Source organism: Bradyrhizobium genosp. A, assembly GCF_049949275.1.
Lineage (GTDB): Bacteria > Pseudomonadota > Alphaproteobacteria > Rhizobiales > Xanthobacteraceae > Bradyrhizobium.
The window spans coordinates 3720500-3736099 of sequence record NZ_CP188196.1 but is presented as its reverse complement, the minus strand read 5'-3'; the positions used below and the strand labels follow the sequence as shown (position 1 = coordinate 3736099).

Here is a 15600-nt window from a genome sequence, read left to right as displayed (position 1 = left end):
ATTGGCCGTCGGGTGCGCTCACCGCGCAACGATGAGTCACGCCCAAGTCTAGGGAGAAAACGGCATGAAGGAAGCCACCAAGGGGGCGGCCTCGGAAGCGCTCGCGCATATGCTGGCGGTGACGGCGATGCTCGTCATCGCCAGCATATTATTTTACGGGCGTTGAGTTAGAGTTTTACAGTTTTCGTCATTCCGGGGTGGCTCTCGCACAGGCCAGGCCCAGAATACCCGTTCCAGGCTCGGTCCTTTGGACCGCCCCCGAATGACGAAATCCCGCTACTTCTTCTTCGCAAAGAACGGGACCAGCCTACCGGCAAACGGCTTGAAGCCCGCGGTCACCTCGTCGCCGATGGCAAGATCATTCTCGCCATGGGCCATCATGCGAAAACCCTCGGCGCAATCGACCAGCAGGATGTTGTAGGGCACGTGCGCACGGGTCTCGGGCGTGGCGGCGCGGCAGACCAGCGAGGTCGCGTAGACCCTGCCCTTGCCGCTGGCGCGCGCCTCGCGCGGGTCGGCGGTTCCGCACGCCGCGCAGAAGGCACGGTGGAAATATTGCACATGGCCGCAGGCGCCGCAGGTCTGGTAGGTGATGGCCTGCTCGCCCTTGGTCCAGTCCGTGAGACGCTCGCTCATCGCACCCGCTCCAGAAACATGCTGACGTGGGACGACAGCACGCCGCCGTCGCCGTGCAGAAGAGCGATGGATGCGTCCCGCACCTGGCGGCCAGCCGCTCGCCCCGTCATCTGCAAATGCGCCTCGATCAGATGCGCCATAGCGCCGCCGACGCCGCAATGGCCGTAACTCAGGAGGCCGCCATGGGTGTTGAGCGGCATCGCGCCGTCGCGGCTGAAATGGCCGGAGCGCACGCGCGCAGCCGCCTCGCCGCGGCCGGAAAGGCCGAGGTCTTCCAGCAGCATTGCGAGCGTGATGGTAAAGCTGTCGTAGATCGCGGCGTAACGCACGTCGGAGATCGCAAGGCCGGTGGCCTCTTTGGCGCGCGCGATGGAGATTTCGGCGCCGAGCTCGCTTAAGCCTGGCGCGGCCGTGACATGCTGATGCGTATGCGCCTGGGCGCAGCCGCGGATGCGCACGCCGGCCTCCCCGGTGCGCTCGCGGCTGATGACGAAGGCCGCGCCTCCGTCCGAGACCGGGCAGCAGTCCAGCAGCTTGAGCGGCATCGCCACGGGCTTCGAGGCCATGACGTCGGCGACCATAATGGCATCGTGAAATTGCGCGCCGGGATGGGTGCAGGCATGCGCGCGCATCAGCACTGCGAGTTCGGCGAGGTCCTCTTCGGTCACGCCGTATTCGTGCATGTAGCGGGTGGCGACGAGACCGTAATAGGCGGGAATGGTCGGGCCGAGCGGCACCTCGTAGTCGGGATGGCCCACCTGCGCCAGCGCCTGGATCGAGGCATCGCGGCTCTGGCCGGTCAGGCGGTTCTCGCCGGCGACCACGAGAACGTGCTTTGCGACGCCGGCCTCGACCAGATGATGCGCGAGCATCGTCATTGCGAGCCCGGTGGCGCCCCCGACCTGGACGGCGTGGGCGTAAGACGGGCGGATGCCAAAATGTTCGGCGAACACCGTGGCCAGCATGATGTGCGGCGAGACGGTCGAGTAGCCGCAGAGGATCCCGTCGATGTCCGAACGCTTCAGTCCGGCATCGTCGAGCGCGGCTTGCGCCGCCTTGCTCATCAGGTCGAGCGAGGATGAGCCCTCGTGCTTGCCGTAAGGCGTGAGGCCGACGCCGATGATGAAGCTCATGATGTCTCCTCCTCGTCATTCCGGGGCGCGACGAAGTCGAGCCCAGGAATCCATCGTGCAGCAGGTTCGGAGGATAAATGGATTCCAGGCTCGCGCCCAAGTGGGCACGCCGGGAATGACGGATGAGAGAGTTGCGGTCATCCCCCTACTCCGGCGCCGAACGGGTGACGCCAGGTCGATCCACTCGGCCGCCGCTATTTCTTCTGGCGGGATTCGCGGATCTTGATGAGACGGTCGAGATCCTCGTTCTGCTGATTGATGCGGTCGGCGATCCGCGACTCGTTTTGCTCGCCCGAGGCGGCGGCAGCCTGCTCGATCAGCTGGCGAATATTGTCCTCGAGGATCGCGATGCGATCGTTGAGGGCGTCCAGCGACAATGAGTCTTCGTAGTTATTGCTCATGAATATTTCTCGCAAATCGATCAGGAGCGTTAAGGTGCGCAAAGCGGAGCGTGCTCACCATGATCTAGCGCAAGAAAAAGGTGGGCACGGCGCATAGCGCCTTTGCCCACCCTACGAGACCTACTTCAGCGGCTCAAGGACGGAGACATAATTGGCGACGGCGGCGCCACCCATGTTGAAGATGCCGCCAAGCTTGGCATTCTTGAGCTGCATGCCCTCAGGCGCTTGCCCTGCGAGCTGCATCGCGGTCATCACGTGCATGGAGACGCCGGTGGCGCCGATCGGATGGCCCTTGGCCTTCAACCCGCCGGACGGATTGACCGGCAACTTGCCGTCCTTGAGCGTCCAGCCTTCCTTGATGGCGCGGGCGCCCTGCCCCTTCGGCGTCAGGCCCATCGCTTCGTACTCGATCAGCTCGGCGACCGTGAAGCAGTCATGGGTCTCGACGAAAGAGAGATCAGACAGCGTCACCCCGGCCTGCTCCAGCGCGCGCTGCCAGGCGACCGTGCAGCCCTCGAACTGGAGGATGTCGCGCTTGGACATCGGCAAAAAGTCCTGGGCATGCGCGGTGGCGCGGAAGCCGATCGACTTGCCCATGCCCTTGGCGGTCTCGGCATCGGCGAGCACCAGCGCGGCGGCGCCGTCGGAGACCAGCGAGCAGTCGGTGCGCTTCAAGGGGCCCGCGACGTAAGGATTCTTCTCGCTCTCGGCGCGGCAGAAGTCGAAGCCAAAATCCTTGCGCATCTGGGCGAACGGATTGGCAACGCCGTTCTTGTGGTTCTTGGCCGCGATCAGCGCCAGCGCATCGGACTGGTCGCCGTATTTCTGGAAGTACGAACTGGCGATCTTGCCGAACACGCCGGCGAAGCCGCCGACCGTGTCGCCATCCTCAGGCAGATAGGATGCCTTGAGCAGGTTCTTGCCGATCTCCGGACCCGGGGTGCGCGTCATCTGCTCGACGCCGACGACGAGCACGATCTTGGCCGCGCCTGCGGCGATGGCGCGCAGGCCCTGGTGGACCGCGGCGGAGCCGGTGGCGCAGGCATTCTCGACGCGGGTGGCCGGCTTGAAGCGCAATTTTGGGTCAGCCTGAAGCACCAGCGAGGCGGTAAAATCCTGCGCCGAGAAGCCGGCGTTGAAATGGCCGAGCACGATTTCGTCGACGTCGGAGGCCGAGATGCCGGCATCGGCCATCGCCTCGTTGGCGACGCGGGTGACGAGGCTTTCGACGGTTTCGGTGTCGAACTTGCCGAATGGCGTATGCGCCCATCCGACGATGCTGGCGGTCATGGTCTTTTCTCCCTGGCGGTCTCTTGCTGACCTAAGTCTTAGCCCAGCGATGGCAAGACTTCACGCGGCTTTCAGCGCCTGGAAGGTGCGCTGGCAGATGGCAGTTATGCCGGCCCAGTTCCCGGCCCTGATCTCCGCCGTCGGGCACAGCCAGGAACCGCCCACCGCGACCACATTGGGCTCGGCGAGCCAGGTCGCCGCGTTGGCCTCGCCGACCCCGCCGGTCGGGCAGAACCGCACGTTCGGGAACGGCCCGCCCAGCGCGCGCAGCCCCTTGATGCCGCCGGCCTGCTCGGCCGGGAAGAATTTTGCGACGTCGAAGCCATAGGACAGCGCCATCATCAGTTCGGATGCCGTGGCAATGCCCGGCGCAAACGGCAAGGAGCTATCGGTTGCAGCCTTCAGCAGATCCGGCGTCAGGCCCGGGCTGATGCCGAACGCCACGCCGAGCTTCTCGACACGGGTGAAGTCGGCCGGATTGAGAATCGTGCCGATGCCGACGATCGCCTCGGGGACTTCGGCCATCATCGCCCTCGCCGCCTCGATCGCAACAGGGGTGCGCAGGGTCACCTCCAGCGTGCGGACGCCACCGGCCACCAGCGCACGCGCCAGCGGCACCGCATCCTGGATACGCTCGATGGTGAGGACGGGAATGACGGTCGCGGCCTTGAACAGCGCGACGAGGTGGTTCTGTTGGGCAGTGGTGGTCATCTTGGCTTTCGTTTCACTTGGTCGCTTGACGCGAGGTCGCCGGCCGGTGCCGCTTCTTCGGCGGCATGGCATAACCCGGAATGATGGCGCCGGGATAGCAGATCACGAGGCCGGCGAGGCGATGCCCGGCCTGAGCCGCCTCAACGGAATCGGAACCGCCGAGCCGGGCCGCGATATAGGCCGCGGCAAAGCTGTCGCCGGCCGCCGTGGTGTCAACGACCGGCCTGGTCATTGGTTCGGCGCGGACCTCGCTCGTTCCGCCGGAAAAACGCAGCAGGCTGACGGGCTCGGCGAGCCGGAACACCAGCTCGGGCGTGGGGATGCGCGCCATCAGCTGCTCAGGGCTCTCGCCGGGATAGAGCGCGAGCAGATCCTCGGTCGAGGTCAGCACGATGTCGGCCGCCGCAAACGCCGCGGCAAATACCTCACGCGCGACATCGCGATCGGGCCAGCCGCGTGCGCGGAAATTGGTGTCGAACACGAAGCGGGTACCGAGCAGCCGGGCGCGCTTGATCGCCGCCAACAGGCGATCACGTCCGGCCGCGTCGTAGATCGAGAGCGTGATCGCGGAGAGATAGACGATGTCATAGCTCATCAGCGAGTTGAGCAGCTCGTCGGTCTCCGGCAGGCTCATCAGCTGGCGCGCCGCCGCACTGTCGCGCCAGTGGAAGAACTGCCGCTCACCGTTGGCATCCAGCTGGATCATGTAGAGGCCGGGCAGCTTGCCCGGCAGCCGCACCACGCGCCTTGTGCCGACGCCTTCGGCATTCCAGGCCGCGATCATCTCCTCGCTCATGCCGTCGTCGCCGAGCGCGGTGAGATAGTCGACCTTGACCTCGAGCCGCGCCAGATAAACCGCCGTGTTGAGGGTGTCGCCGCCGAAGCCGCGCGAGAACAGGCCACCGCCCTGCCCGGCAGACTGCCCTGAGGAATGTCCTCCCTGGGCCTGCCGGAGCTCGACCATGCATTCACCGATGCAAGCTACACTCGCCATCGTCATATCCACGCTGTTCATCTCTGACGATCACGCGACAAAATTGCCGCCGAGCTCGTCGTCGATATGAATGCGGATGATATCGTCGAAGGTCTTCTCTTCGGTGGTGAAGCCGAGCTCGCGCGCCCGCTTCGCCTCGAAATTGCGCGGCCAGCCGCCGACGATGCCGACGATGAACGGATCGAGCTCATGCTTGATGCGCGCTGCGACCTTGTCGCCGGCCACCCGCCTGAGCGCTGCAATCTGCTCGCCGACCGTGGCCGAGAAGCCCGGCATGGTCAGGTTGCGGCGCGGACCGACCTTGGCGAGGTCCATGGTGCCGGCATGGAGCAGGAAGCCGACGGCCGAGCGCGGCGTGGCGTGCCAGTGGCGGACGTCCTCGGACACCGGGAGGACCGCTTCCTTGCCGGCGAGCGGCTCGCGCAGGATGTTGGAGAAGAAGCCCGATGCCGCCTTGTTGGGCAGGCCGGGACGGATGCAGATGGTCGGCAGGCGAATGCCGATGCCGTCGAGGAAGCCGCGGCGCGAATAATCCGCCAGCAACAATTCGCCGATTGCCTTCTGGGTGCCGTAGCTGAGCAGCGGCGTGTGGAAGAACTCGTCGCCGATCGCGTCGGGAAACGGCGCACCGAACACCGCGATCGAGGATGTGAACACCACACGCGGCTTGTAGCCACCGCCAATGACCCGGATCGCATCGAGCAGCATCCGCGTGCCGTCGAGATTGATGCGGTAGCCCTTGTCGAAATCGAGCTCGGCTTCACCGGAGACGATCGCGGCGAGATGGAAGATCACGTCGGGGCGGCCGGCGATCAGTGTTTCGGCAGCACCCGGGACGGCGAAATCGCCCGAGACGGTCTCGACGGGGAAACCGGCCTTTTCCGGCTTCTTGGGCTCGACCACGTCGTGCATGGTCAATTTGGTGATGTCGCTCTTGCCGAGCCGGCCGTCGCGCAACAGCCGTTCACACAATTTGCGGCCGACCATGCCGGCAGCGCCCAGAACCAGGATGTGCAATAGCCTACTCCATCTTATTGGCCGGAACGCGCCGCTCTTGAAAGGTCTGGCGCGTTCTCAGGCAGGCCCCACGATCATTCCTTCACGGCGCCGGTCATCGCCGACACATAGTACTCTACGAAGAAGGAATAAAGGATAACTACGGGGACCGAGCCGGTCAGGGCCGCCGCCATCAGGGCGCCCCAATGGTAGACGTCGCCATTGACGAGCTCGGTGATGGCGCCGACCGGAATCGTCTTGTTCTCCGACGAGGAGATGAAGGTCAGCGCGTAGATGAACTCGTTCCAGGACAACGTAAAGGCGAAGATGCCCGCCGAGATCACCCCCGGCAGCGACAGCGGCAGCGTGATCTTGGTCAGGATTTGCAGCCGCGTCGCCCCGTCGATCAGCGCGCATTCCTCGAGCTCGTAAGGAATGGTTCGGAAATAGCCCATCAGGAGCCAGGTGCAGAACGGGATCAGGAAGGTCGGATAGGTCAGGATCAGCGCCAGGTTTCCGTCGAACAGGCCGAGCTGGAACACGATCGCCGCCAGCGGAATGAACAGGATCGAGGGCGGGACGAGATAGCCGAGGAAGATCGCGAGGCCCACATAGCGCGAGCCCTGGTAGCGCAGACGCTCGATCGCATAGGCCGCGCAGACGCTGGCGAACAGCGAGATGAAGGTCGAGGACACCGAGACGATGACGGTGTTCCACATCCACAGCGGATAATCCGTGTCGAAGAACAGCTTCTTGATGTGCTCGAGCGTCGGATGCGCAATCAGGAACGGATTGTACTTCTCATAGTCATACATCTCCGCGTCCGGCTTGAACGTCGTCACCGCCATCCAATAGAACGGGAACAGCAGGAAGACGATGATCAGGCCGAGTGGAAGATACACGCGGAGGAATTTCCGCGGAAAACTTTCCAGGTAGTCCATTCCGACGCTTTGGTCGTCCACGGTGGTCATGGTCAGTCCCTCCCGCCCTGTTGCCAGCGAGAGCGCTGAAGCCCGAAGAAGCTGAGCAGGATCGCCGCGACCAGGAACGGGATCATCGCGTTCGAGATCGCCGCACCCTCGCCGAGATTGCCGCCGGTGATCGCGCGCTGGAACGACAGCGTCGCCATTAGATGCGTCGCGTTGATCGGCCCGCCGCGCGTGATGGTGTAGATCAGCTGGAAGTCGGTGAACGTCATCAGCACCGAGAACGTCATCACCACCGCGATGATCGGCGACAGCATCGGCAGCGTGATGTGGCGGAAGCGCTGCAGATTGGTGGCGCCATCGAGATTGGCGGCCTCGTAAAGCGACGGCGAGATCGTCTGCAATCCCGCCAGCAGCGTGATGGCGACAAAGGGCACGCCGCGCCAGATGTTGGCGAGCACCACCGACCAGCGCGCATTCCAGGGATCGCCGAGGAAATCGATGTAGTGGGTCAGGAGGCCCGCCTTGATCAGCACCCAGGAGATGATCGAGAACTGGCTGTCATAGATCCACCAGAACGCGATCGCCGACAGCACGGTCGGCACCACGAAGGGCAAGAGCACGATGGCGCGCACCATCGACTTGAACGGCAGCCGCTCGTTGAGCAGCAAGGCCAGGTAAAGTCCGATCGCGAATTTCACGATGCTCGCGAACACCGTATAGAAAATGGTGTTGAACACCGACAGCCAGAACACGGAGTCCTTGGACAGCGAAACGAAGTTTGCGAAGCCGATGTAACGGCCGACGCCCCCGATCTTGGTGTCGGTCATGCCGAGCCAGAAGCCGAGCGCGAGCGGATAGGCCAGAAACAGGATCAGGATGGCGATGGCCGGCACCATGAACATGGCGCCGAGAAAATTTCGGCTTTCGAACGCCCTGGACCAGAGGCTGCTGCGCTTGACAGGCGCGGCGACGGGCTCGGCCATAACTGCCATGTCGGACTCTCCTCAACGAACGACAACGGCGGCGCCCAGCAAACCGGACGCCGCCGCTTGTGGCTGATCAGACCTGGTAGTAGCGCTTGGCGCGCTCGGCGGCGCGGGCAGCGGCTTCCTTCGGCGTCGCCTGTCCGGAGGCGGCCTCCGCGAACATGTCCACCACGACGAAGTCGCCCATGACGGCGGCCGAGGCGTAGCCGAGATCGCCGGCATAGCCGTTGTCGCGGCAGCGCTTCAGGCAATCGCGATACGGCGTGATCTTGGGATCGGAGGTCCAGACCGGGTTGTCGTTATAGGCCGGGAGCGGCGGCGAAACGTAGCCGTTGGAGGCGACCTCCCACGCGTCGTAGTTCTCCTTGTCCATCATGAACTTGATGTATTCCTTGACCGCCTTCGGATACTTCGAGTGCTTGTAGCCGTAGTAGACCAGGACGTTCTGCTGCTCGGTCGGCACGCCCACGGGCCCGATCGGCATCGGCGCGTGGTTCATGTCCTTGGCGATCTCCTGCTGCTTGGGATCAGGAGAGTTCTTGCCGACGGTCCAGATCGAGATGCCGTTCAGGGTCAGACTGAGTTCGCCGTTGAGGAACGCCTTGTTGTTGTTGGAGTCGTTCCACGACAGCACGCCCGGAATGAAGGTCGCGTAGAGCTGCTTGACGTATTCGAGCGCGGCGATCGTCTCCGGAGAATCGATCACCACCTCGTTCTTGTCGTTGACGACCTTGCCGCCGAACGCCCACAGCGCCCACTGGCACCAGCCGTTGGCATCGCCCGTGGCATGGCCGAGCGCGAAGCCGGCCGGCGTGTTGTTCTTCTTCAGGGCCTGGCACAGCTTGAGGAAGCCGTCGGTATCCTTGGGGAATTCGTCGAAGCCCGCGGCCTTCACGTGGCTGATGCGATAGTTCAGGCAGCCGCCGGTCGCGCCCTGCGGAATGGCGATCCAGCTATTGCCCTTCTTGCCGTAGCGCTCGGCCACCGGATACCAGCCGCCATACTGTTTGCCGAGATAATCGGCAACGTCGGTCACGTCGATCAGCTTCTCCGGGAATTTGAAGGGATCGTCGAGCGTGCCAACGATCAGGTCCGGACCGGCGCCGACATTGGCGGCGACCGCGGCTTTGGGGCGGATGTCCTCCCAGCTCTCGGCCTCGAGCTTCACCTTGACGCCGGTCTTCTCGGAGAACTTCTTGGTCTGCTCGGCGAACTTGTCGAACTCGGCCTGGATGAACTGCTTCCAGCGCAGCACGCGAATGGAGGCATTCGGCTCCGGCGTGTTGGTCCATTCCGCAGCACGGACCGGGACGATACCCGGGCCGGCAAGCAAAGCTGCGCCGCCCAGGCTGGCTTTGAGCACACTACGCCTGTTGAAATCGCTCATTGTTCTCTCCCTGATTTTTTATATTTGTTTTTGGTCGTCTTACGTCACGAAACGCCGCTACATGCGCTTGCCCGTCGCCTCGTCGAACAGGTGCACCAGGGTCGGATCGGGCTTCAGCTTGACTTTGTCGCCCGGGTTGAACTGGTGACGCTCGCGGAAGACGGCGACAACCTGCTCGCCGCCGAGCTTTGCAAACACCTGCGTTTCGGAGCCGGTCGGCTCGACCACGACGATCTCGGCGTCGGCGCCGTCGTCGGCGATCGTGAAATGCTCGGGACGGACGCCGTAAACGACGGGCTTGCCGTCGGAGCCGGCCGGCGCGGTCTTGAGCGGCAGCTTGACGCCGTTCGGCCCCTCGAAGGTCGCAACGCCGTTGACGCGGACATGCCCCTTCAGGAAGTTCATCGCGGGCGAGCCGATGAAGCCTGCGACGAACTGGTTTTCCGGCTTGTCATAGAGCTCGAGCGGCGTGCCCATCTGCTCGACGATACCGTCATGCATCACGACGATCTTGTCGGCCATGGTCATGGCCTCGATCTGGTCGTGGGTGACGTAGACGGTCGTGGTCTTGAGCCGCTGGTGCAGCTCCTTGATCTCCGTGCGCATGGCGACGCGCAGCTTGGCATCGAGGTTCGACAAGGGCTCGTCGAACAGGAACACCTGGGGATCGCGCACGATGGCGCGGCCCATGGCGACGCGCTGGCGCTGACCGCCGGAGAGCTGGCGCGGGTAGCGCTCGAGCAATGGCGTCAGTGCGAGAATTTCGGCGGCGCGCTTGACGCGCTTGTTGATCTCGTCGGAGCCGGCGTTGCGCAGCTTCAGCGAAAAGCCCATGTTTTCGCCGACCGTCATGTGCGGATAGAGCGCGTAGTTCTGGAACACCATCGCAATGTCCCGCTCCTTGGGCTGGACATTGTTGACGACGCGGTCGCCGATCGAGATCGTGCCGGAGGTGATGTTCTCGAGGCCTGCGAGCATGCGCAGAAGCGTCGACTTGCCGCAGCCGGAAGGGCCAACCAGGACGACGAACTGGCCGTCCTCGATCGGAATCGAGACGCCGTGCAGGACTTCAAAATTGCCGAACGATTTCCGCACGTCGCGGATTTGCACAGACGACATCTAGCTCCCTCCTCAGACTTAGACGACGCAACTGTGGCGCCGCCACCGTCTTGTTTTTTCTGAACTTCGCCGACCCGAAGCCCCTCTTAACAGGCGACATTGTCGGCAGTTTGTGCGGCTTTGGCAATTTGTCTTTGGTTAGTCGTTGCTGGTAGCGCTGTCAACGATCCTTTGTTTGCGGGAGTGGCTGTGTTAAGAGCAACAAATGGGTCGAAAGCGCACCAAGTCTGGCAAGATTCGGCTGGCAGAAGTCGCCGAGCTCGCCGGCGTCAGCCCGATTACCGCCTCGCGCTTCTTCCGCAATCCCGAGGCGCTATCGGTCGCCAAACGGACGCGGGTCGAAAGCGCGGCGCAGGAGCTCGGCTATGTGCCCAACCTTGCGGCACGCGCGCTGGCCTCGCAGCGCACCGAGGTGATCGGTGTCTTGATTCCGTCACTGACCAACAACGTGTTCTCCGACGTGCTGCGCGGCATCTATGACGCCTCCGAAAGCAGCCGTTACTCGATCCAGCTGTCCAACACACGCTACTCTATTCTTCAGGAAGAGAAGCTGTTGCGTCTGTTCCTGGCGCAGAAGCCGGCGGGACTGATCGTCACGGGCATCGACCAGACGACGGAATCGCGCGCCATGCTGGAGGCGGCCGACTGCCCGATCGTGCAGATCATGGAGATCGGGCCCAAGCCGGTCGACATGATGATCGGCTTTTCCCATTATGATGCAGCGCGTGCGGCGATTGCTCATTTGTTCGCGCAGGGCCATCGCCGGATCGGCTTCGTCGGTGCGCGCATGGACCCGCGGGTGCAGCGCCGGCTCGACGGCTACGTCGCGGCCATGAAGGAGGCCGGCCTCCACGACCAAAGACTGATCGTGACGACGGCGACGCCGACCTCGGTAACGCTCGGCGGTGCGCTGTTCGCCGATCTGCTCGCGCGAGAGTCCGGCATCGACTCGGTGTTCTGCGCCAATGACGATCTCGCGCTCGGCGTCCTCTTTGAATGCCGGCGTCGGGAGATCGCAATCCCCGAGCAGATCGCGATCGTCGGCTTCAACGACCTCGAATTCATGGCCTCCTCGGTGCCGACGCTGACGAGCGTGCGGACCAACCGTTACGAAATGGGCAGCGCTGCTGCCGCGATGCTGATCGAGACGATCGAAGGCAAGCGTCCTGAAGTGCCCGTGCTCGATCTCGGTTTTACCGTGATCGAGCGGCAGAGCTCGCAGATGCCGCGGCCAGCAGCCGGCCCGCGCGCGCCGGAATGGGCGCCAGCCGTACAAAATGATAGCGTTACCAACGACCCATGAGTAGTATCGCTCTTGTGAGGAAACGTTCGCCAGCAGGCGGGCCGTTGTTACATGCTCGCGCTGCCGGGCATCGCACCGACCGGCATCCCGGACGTCGGCCCGTGCGTTTGCATTGAAGGAGAATCCAATGACAAAAAAGCCAACCAATGGGCATGCGCCCGCCGGTAACGGCACCCGCCGCCACCTTCGCTCGCAGGAATGGTTCAACAACCCGCATAATCCCGGGATGACCGCGCTCTACATGGAGCGCTATCTGAACTACGGCCTCACCCGCGCCGAGCTTCAGTCCGGCAAGCCGATCATCGGCATTGCCCAGACCGGCAACGACCTCTCCCCCTGCAACCGCCATCACATCGAGCTGGCCCATCGTGTCCGCGAAGGCATCCGCGAGGCCGGCGGCATTGCGATGGAATTCCCGACCCACCCGATCCAGGAGACCGGCAAGCGCCCGACCGCGGCGCTCGACCGCAACCTCGCTTATCTCGGCCTCGTCGAGATCCTCTACGGCTATCCGCTCGACGGCGTGGTGCTGACCACCGGCTGCGACAAGACCACGCCGGCCTGCATGATGGCGGCGGCGACCGTCAACCTGCCCGCAATCGTGCTATCGGGCGGCCCGATGCTCAACGGCTGGCATGCCGGCGAGCGCACCGGCTCCGGCACCATCGTCTGGAAGTCGCGCGAGCGGCTCGCCGCCGGCGAGATCGACTATGAAGAGTTCATGGAGATCGTGGCGTCCTCGGCGCCCTCGGTCGGCCATTGCAACACCATGGGCACGGCGTCGACGATGAACGGCCTTGCCGAAGCGCTCGGCTTCTCGCTGCCGGGCTGCGCGGCCATCCCCGCCCCCTACCGCGAGCGCGGCCAGATCGCCTACGAGACCGGCAAGCGCGCCGTCGAGATGGTCTGGGAAGACCTCAAGCCGTCGGACATCCTGACCCGCAAGGCGTTCGAGAACTGCATCGTCATCAATTCGGCGATCGGCGGCTCGACCAACGCGCCGATCCACATCAACGCGCTGGCCCGCCATATCGGCGTGGAGCTGTCGATCGACGACTGGCAGAAATTCGGCCACGACGTGCCGCTGCTCGTCAACATGCAGCCGGCCGGCTTCTATCTCGGCGAGGAATTCCATCGCGCCGGCGGCGTGCCGGCCGTGGTACGCGAATTGATGAAGCACAAGCGCATCCATGAGGACGCGATCACCGTCAACGGCCGCGGCATCGGCGAGAACTGCAAGGACGCGCCGGCGCCGGACGATGACGTGATCCGGGCCTACGACAAGCCGCTGGTGAAGGACGCCGGCTTCCTGGTGCTGAAGGGTAATCTATTCGATTCCGCGATCATGAAGACCAGCGTGATCTCCAAGGAGTTTCGCGACCGTTATCTCAGCAACCCGAAGGACCTCAATGCGTTCGAGGGCCGCGCCATCGTGTTCGAGGGACCGGAGGATTATCACGCGCGGATCGACGATGCTTCGCTCGACATCGACGAGCACTGCGTGCTGTTCATTCGCGGCACCGGGCCGATCGGCTATCCCGGCGGCGCCGAGGTCGTGAACATGCAGCCGCCGGCAGCCCTGATCAAGCGCGGCATCCTCGCCCTGCCCTGTATCGGCGACGGCCGCCAGTCCGGCACCTCGGGCTCGCCCTCGATCCTCAATGCCTCGCCGGAAGCGGCCGCCAATGGCGGGCTCGCGATCCTCAGGAACGGCGACAAGGTGCGCATCGACCTCAACAAGGGCAGCGCCAACATTTTGATCTTGGACGACGAGGTGAAGAAGCGCCACGCCGAGTTGAAGGCCAATGGCGGCTTCAAGCATCCGCCGAACCAGACGCCGTGGCAGGAGATCTATCGCAACACCGTCGGCCAGCAGTCGACCGGCGCCTGCATGGAGCTCGCCACGCGCTACCAGAACGTCGCCGGCACCTTTGGTGTGGCGCGGGATAATCACTAGGACAGTTCGTCATTCCGGGATGCGCCGCAAGGCGCAGGCCCGGAATCCATACTCCCGATCGTGGTTATGGATTCCGGGCTCGCCGCTGCGCGGCGCCCCGGAATGACGGCAATAGATAAGGAAATAGGGAAAAACAACATGGCAGACCGCCTCAAGGGTAAGCGCGCCGTCATTACGGCTGCAGCCGCTGGCATCGGGCGCGCATGCGCCCTCGCATTTGCGCGTGAGGGCGCAACCGTCATCGCCACCGACATCAACGAGGCCGGCATCGCGGGCCTGACGAAGGAAGGCATCGCCGAGGTCGCAAAGCTCGACGTGCGCAACACCGCCGACGTCGACGCCTTTGCCAAACGGATCGGCAAGATCGACATCCTGCTCAACGCCGCCGGCTTCGTGCATCACGGCACCATCCTGGAGTGCTCGGAAGAGGATTTTGATTTCTCGTTCGACCTCAACGTCAAGTCGATGCATCGGACCATCAGGGCGTTCCTGCCCGACATGCTCGCGGGCGGTGGCGGCAGCATCATCAACATCTCGTCCTGCGCCGCGCTGCGGCCGCCGGCGAACCGCTACGTCTATAGCTCCTCGAAAGCGGCCGTGTCGCTGCTGACCCGCGCCGTCGCGCTCGACTTCATCACCAAGGGCATCCGCTGCAACTCGATCTGCCCTGGTACCGTCGAGACGCCCTCGATGCTCGACCGCGCCGCCGCGCAGGGGCCGCAGGGCAAGGAGATGTTCATCTCCCGCCAGAAGATGGGCCGGCTCGGCACCGCCGACGAGATCGCGTCGATGGCAGTCTATCTCGGCAGTGACGAGAGCGCCTTCACCACCGGTGTGGACCTCGTCGTCGACGGCGGCTACATGCTCTGATCACTCCTCATCCCGAGGAGGCGCGACAGCGCCGTCTCGAGGGATGGGCCACGGGCTCTATGGTTCGAGACGCGCGCCAATTGCGCGCTCCTCACCATGTGGGATAGATAAGGGGATTTTTCGATGAACAAGATTGATCTCAACGGCCGCGCGGCGATCGTCACTGGCGGCGCGCAGGGTTTTGGCCGTGCCATCACCGAGCGCTTCATCGCCTCCGGCGCCAAGGTCGCGATCTGGGATTTTGACTCGGCGCTGGCCGAGAAGACCGCGAAGGAAATCGGCGACAACGTCCGCGTCTTCAAGGTCGACGTCACCGACACCGCCGGCGTCGAGCAGGCGCGCGATGCCACGCTCGCCGCGTTCGGCAGGATCGACATCCTCATCAACAATGCCGGCATTGCTGGCGTCAACAAGCCGGTCTGGGAGACCGATCTCGAGGAATGGCGCAAGGTGCTGCGGATCAACCTCGACGGCCCCTTCATCGTCTGCAAGGCCATCGTGCCGACGATGCTCAAGCAGAAATACGGACGGATCGTGAACATCGCCTCGATCGCCGGCAAGGAAGGCAATCCGAACGCGTCGCACTACTCGGCTTCCAAGGCTGGCCTGATCGCACTGACGAAGTCGCTCGGCAAGGAGCTCGCCGCCCATGACATTCTCGTGAATGCGGTGACGCCGGCGGCGGCGAAGACCGCGATCTTCGACCAGATGACGCAGCAGCATATCGATTTCATGCTGTCGAAAATCCCCAAAGCGCGTTTCGTGCTGGTGGAAGAGCTTGCCGCGATGGCCGCGTGGCTTGCATCGGAAGATTGTGCCTTCTCCACCGGCGCGGTCTTTGATATTTCCGGGGGACGGGCGACTTACTGAAGCATTGGCCGCCCCAGG

General features: G+C 63.9%; 15 protein-coding genes. 4 read left to right on the top strand and 11 right to left on the bottom strand.

Annotated features, from left to right (window positions below; all coding sequences use genetic code 11):
• Positions 1-276: 276 nt before the first annotated feature.
• The 11 genes from ACP2YP_RS17175 to ACP2YP_RS17125 all read right to left on the bottom strand — a co-directional run bounded on the left by ACP2YP_RS17175 (position 277) and on the right by ACP2YP_RS17125 (position 10582).
• Positions 277-636, bottom strand: a complete 360-nt coding sequence (locus ACP2YP_RS17175) for a Zn-ribbon domain-containing OB-fold protein (RefSeq protein WP_426425505.1) — start codon at positions 634-636, stop codon at positions 277-279.
• Positions 633-1769, bottom strand: coding sequence for a thiolase family protein (locus tag ACP2YP_RS17170; protein WP_426425504.1), 1137 nt, complete (start codon positions 1767-1769; stop codon positions 633-635). Before ACP2YP_RS17170 ends, ACP2YP_RS17175 begins: the two co-directional genes overlap by 4 nt.
• 194 nt (positions 1770-1963) lie before the next feature.
• Entirely contained in the window at positions 1964-2170 is a 207-nt protein-coding gene (locus ACP2YP_RS17165; protein WP_426425503.1) for a hypothetical protein, read from the bottom strand.
• A gap of 120 nt (positions 2171-2290) precedes the next feature.
• Entirely contained in the window at positions 2291-3460 is a 1170-nt protein-coding gene (locus ACP2YP_RS17160) for an acetyl-CoA acetyltransferase (protein ID WP_027532315.1), read from the bottom strand.
• Positions 3461-3520: 60 nt separating this feature from the next.
• On the bottom strand, positions 3521-4171 hold the full coding sequence (gene eda / locus ACP2YP_RS17155) for a bifunctional 4-hydroxy-2-oxoglutarate aldolase/2-dehydro-3-deoxy-phosphogluconate aldolase (protein WP_426425502.1): 651 nt from the start codon (positions 4169-4171) through the stop codon (positions 3521-3523).
• A gap of 13 nt (positions 4172-4184) precedes the next feature.
• Positions 4185-5165, bottom strand: coding sequence for a sugar kinase (locus ACP2YP_RS17150; protein WP_426425501.1), 981 nt, complete (start codon positions 5163-5165; stop codon positions 4185-4187).
• A 30-nt stretch (positions 5166-5195) separates the two neighbouring features.
• A complete protein-coding gene (denD, locus tag ACP2YP_RS17145) occupies positions 5196-6182 on the bottom strand; it encodes a D-erythronate dehydrogenase (protein WP_426425499.1) in 987 nt (328 codons plus the stop codon).
• A gap of 74 nt (positions 6183-6256) precedes the next feature.
• Positions 6257-7132: a carbohydrate ABC transporter permease gene (locus tag ACP2YP_RS17140; protein WP_426425498.1), complete on the bottom strand. Its 876-nt coding sequence runs from the start codon at positions 7130-7132 to the stop codon at positions 6257-6259.
• A 2-nt stretch (positions 7133-7134) separates the two neighbouring features.
• On the bottom strand, positions 7135-8082 hold the full coding sequence (locus ACP2YP_RS17135) for a carbohydrate ABC transporter permease (RefSeq protein WP_426425496.1): 948 nt from the start codon (positions 8080-8082) through the stop codon (positions 7135-7137).
• Between the two features lie 67 nt (positions 8083-8149).
• Positions 8150-9463, bottom strand: a complete 1314-nt coding sequence (locus tag ACP2YP_RS17130) for an ABC transporter substrate-binding protein (RefSeq protein WP_426425495.1) — start codon at positions 9461-9463, stop codon at positions 8150-8152.
• Positions 9464-9520: 57 nt separating this feature from the next.
• Entirely contained in the window at positions 9521-10582 is a 1062-nt protein-coding gene (locus ACP2YP_RS17125; RefSeq protein ID WP_426425494.1) for an ABC transporter ATP-binding protein, read from the bottom strand.
• 205 nt (positions 10583-10787) lie between these two features.
• Here ACP2YP_RS17125 and ACP2YP_RS17120 point away from each other — a divergent pair, with 205 nt between their 5' ends.
• The 4 genes from ACP2YP_RS17120 to ACP2YP_RS17105 all read left to right on the top strand — a co-directional run bounded on the left by ACP2YP_RS17120 (position 10788) and on the right by ACP2YP_RS17105 (position 15582).
• Positions 10788-11885: a LacI family DNA-binding transcriptional regulator gene (locus tag ACP2YP_RS17120; protein WP_426425493.1), complete on the top strand. Its 1098-nt coding sequence runs from the start codon at positions 10788-10790 to the stop codon at positions 11883-11885.
• Between the two features lie 127 nt (positions 11886-12012).
• Entirely contained in the window at positions 12013-13842 is a 1830-nt protein-coding gene (locus ACP2YP_RS17115) for an IlvD/Edd family dehydratase (RefSeq protein WP_426425492.1), read from the top strand.
• A gap of 138 nt (positions 13843-13980) precedes the next feature.
• A complete protein-coding gene (locus tag ACP2YP_RS17110) occupies positions 13981-14712 on the top strand; it encodes an SDR family oxidoreductase (protein ID WP_426425491.1) in 732 nt (243 codons plus the stop codon).
• 123 nt (positions 14713-14835) lie between these two features.
• On the top strand, positions 14836-15582 hold the full coding sequence (locus ACP2YP_RS17105) for an SDR family NAD(P)-dependent oxidoreductase (RefSeq protein WP_426425490.1): 747 nt from the start codon (positions 14836-14838) through the stop codon (positions 15580-15582).
• Positions 15583-15600 lie beyond the last annotated feature (18 nt).

Coding starts and splice junctions, on each gene's coding strand:
- ACP2YP_RS17175 (WP_426425505.1), bottom strand. CDS start 636: ATGAGCGAGCGTCTCACGGACTGGACCAAGGGCGAGCAGGCCATCACC.
- ACP2YP_RS17170 (WP_426425504.1), bottom strand. CDS start 1,769: ATGAGCTTCATCATCGGCGTCGGCCTCACGCCTTACGGCAAGCACGAG.
- ACP2YP_RS17165 (WP_426425503.1), bottom strand. CDS start 2,170: ATGAGCAATAACTACGAAGACTCATTGTCGCTGGACGCCCTCAACGAT.
- ACP2YP_RS17160 (WP_027532315.1), bottom strand. CDS start 3,460: ATGACCGCCAGCATCGTCGGATGGGCGCATACGCCATTCGGCAAGTTC.
- eda (WP_426425502.1), bottom strand. CDS start 4,171: ATGACCACCACTGCCCAACAGAACCACCTCGTCGCGCTGTTCAAGGCC.
- ACP2YP_RS17150 (WP_426425501.1), bottom strand. CDS start 5,165: ATGGCGAGTGTAGCTTGCATCGGTGAATGCATGGTCGAGCTCCGGCAG.
- ACP2YP_RS17140 (WP_426425498.1), bottom strand. CDS start 7,132: ATGACCACCGTGGACGACCAAAGCGTCGGAATGGACTACCTGGAAAGT.
- ACP2YP_RS17135 (WP_426425496.1), bottom strand. CDS start 8,082: ATGGCAGTTATGGCCGAGCCCGTCGCCGCGCCTGTCAAGCGCAGCAGC.
- ACP2YP_RS17130 (WP_426425495.1), bottom strand. CDS start 9,463: ATGAGCGATTTCAACAGGCGTAGTGTGCTCAAAGCCAGCCTGGGCGGC.
- ACP2YP_RS17125 (WP_426425494.1), bottom strand. CDS start 10,582: ATGTCGTCTGTGCAAATCCGCGACGTGCGGAAATCGTTCGGCAATTTT.
- ACP2YP_RS17120 (WP_426425493.1), top strand. CDS start 10,788: ATGGGTCGAAAGCGCACCAAGTCTGGCAAGATTCGGCTGGCAGAAGTC.
- ACP2YP_RS17115 (WP_426425492.1), top strand. CDS start 12,013: ATGACAAAAAAGCCAACCAATGGGCATGCGCCCGCCGGTAACGGCACC.
- ACP2YP_RS17110 (WP_426425491.1), top strand. CDS start 13,981: ATGGCAGACCGCCTCAAGGGTAAGCGCGCCGTCATTACGGCTGCAGCC.
- ACP2YP_RS17105 (WP_426425490.1), top strand. CDS start 14,836: ATGAACAAGATTGATCTCAACGGCCGCGCGGCGATCGTCACTGGCGGC.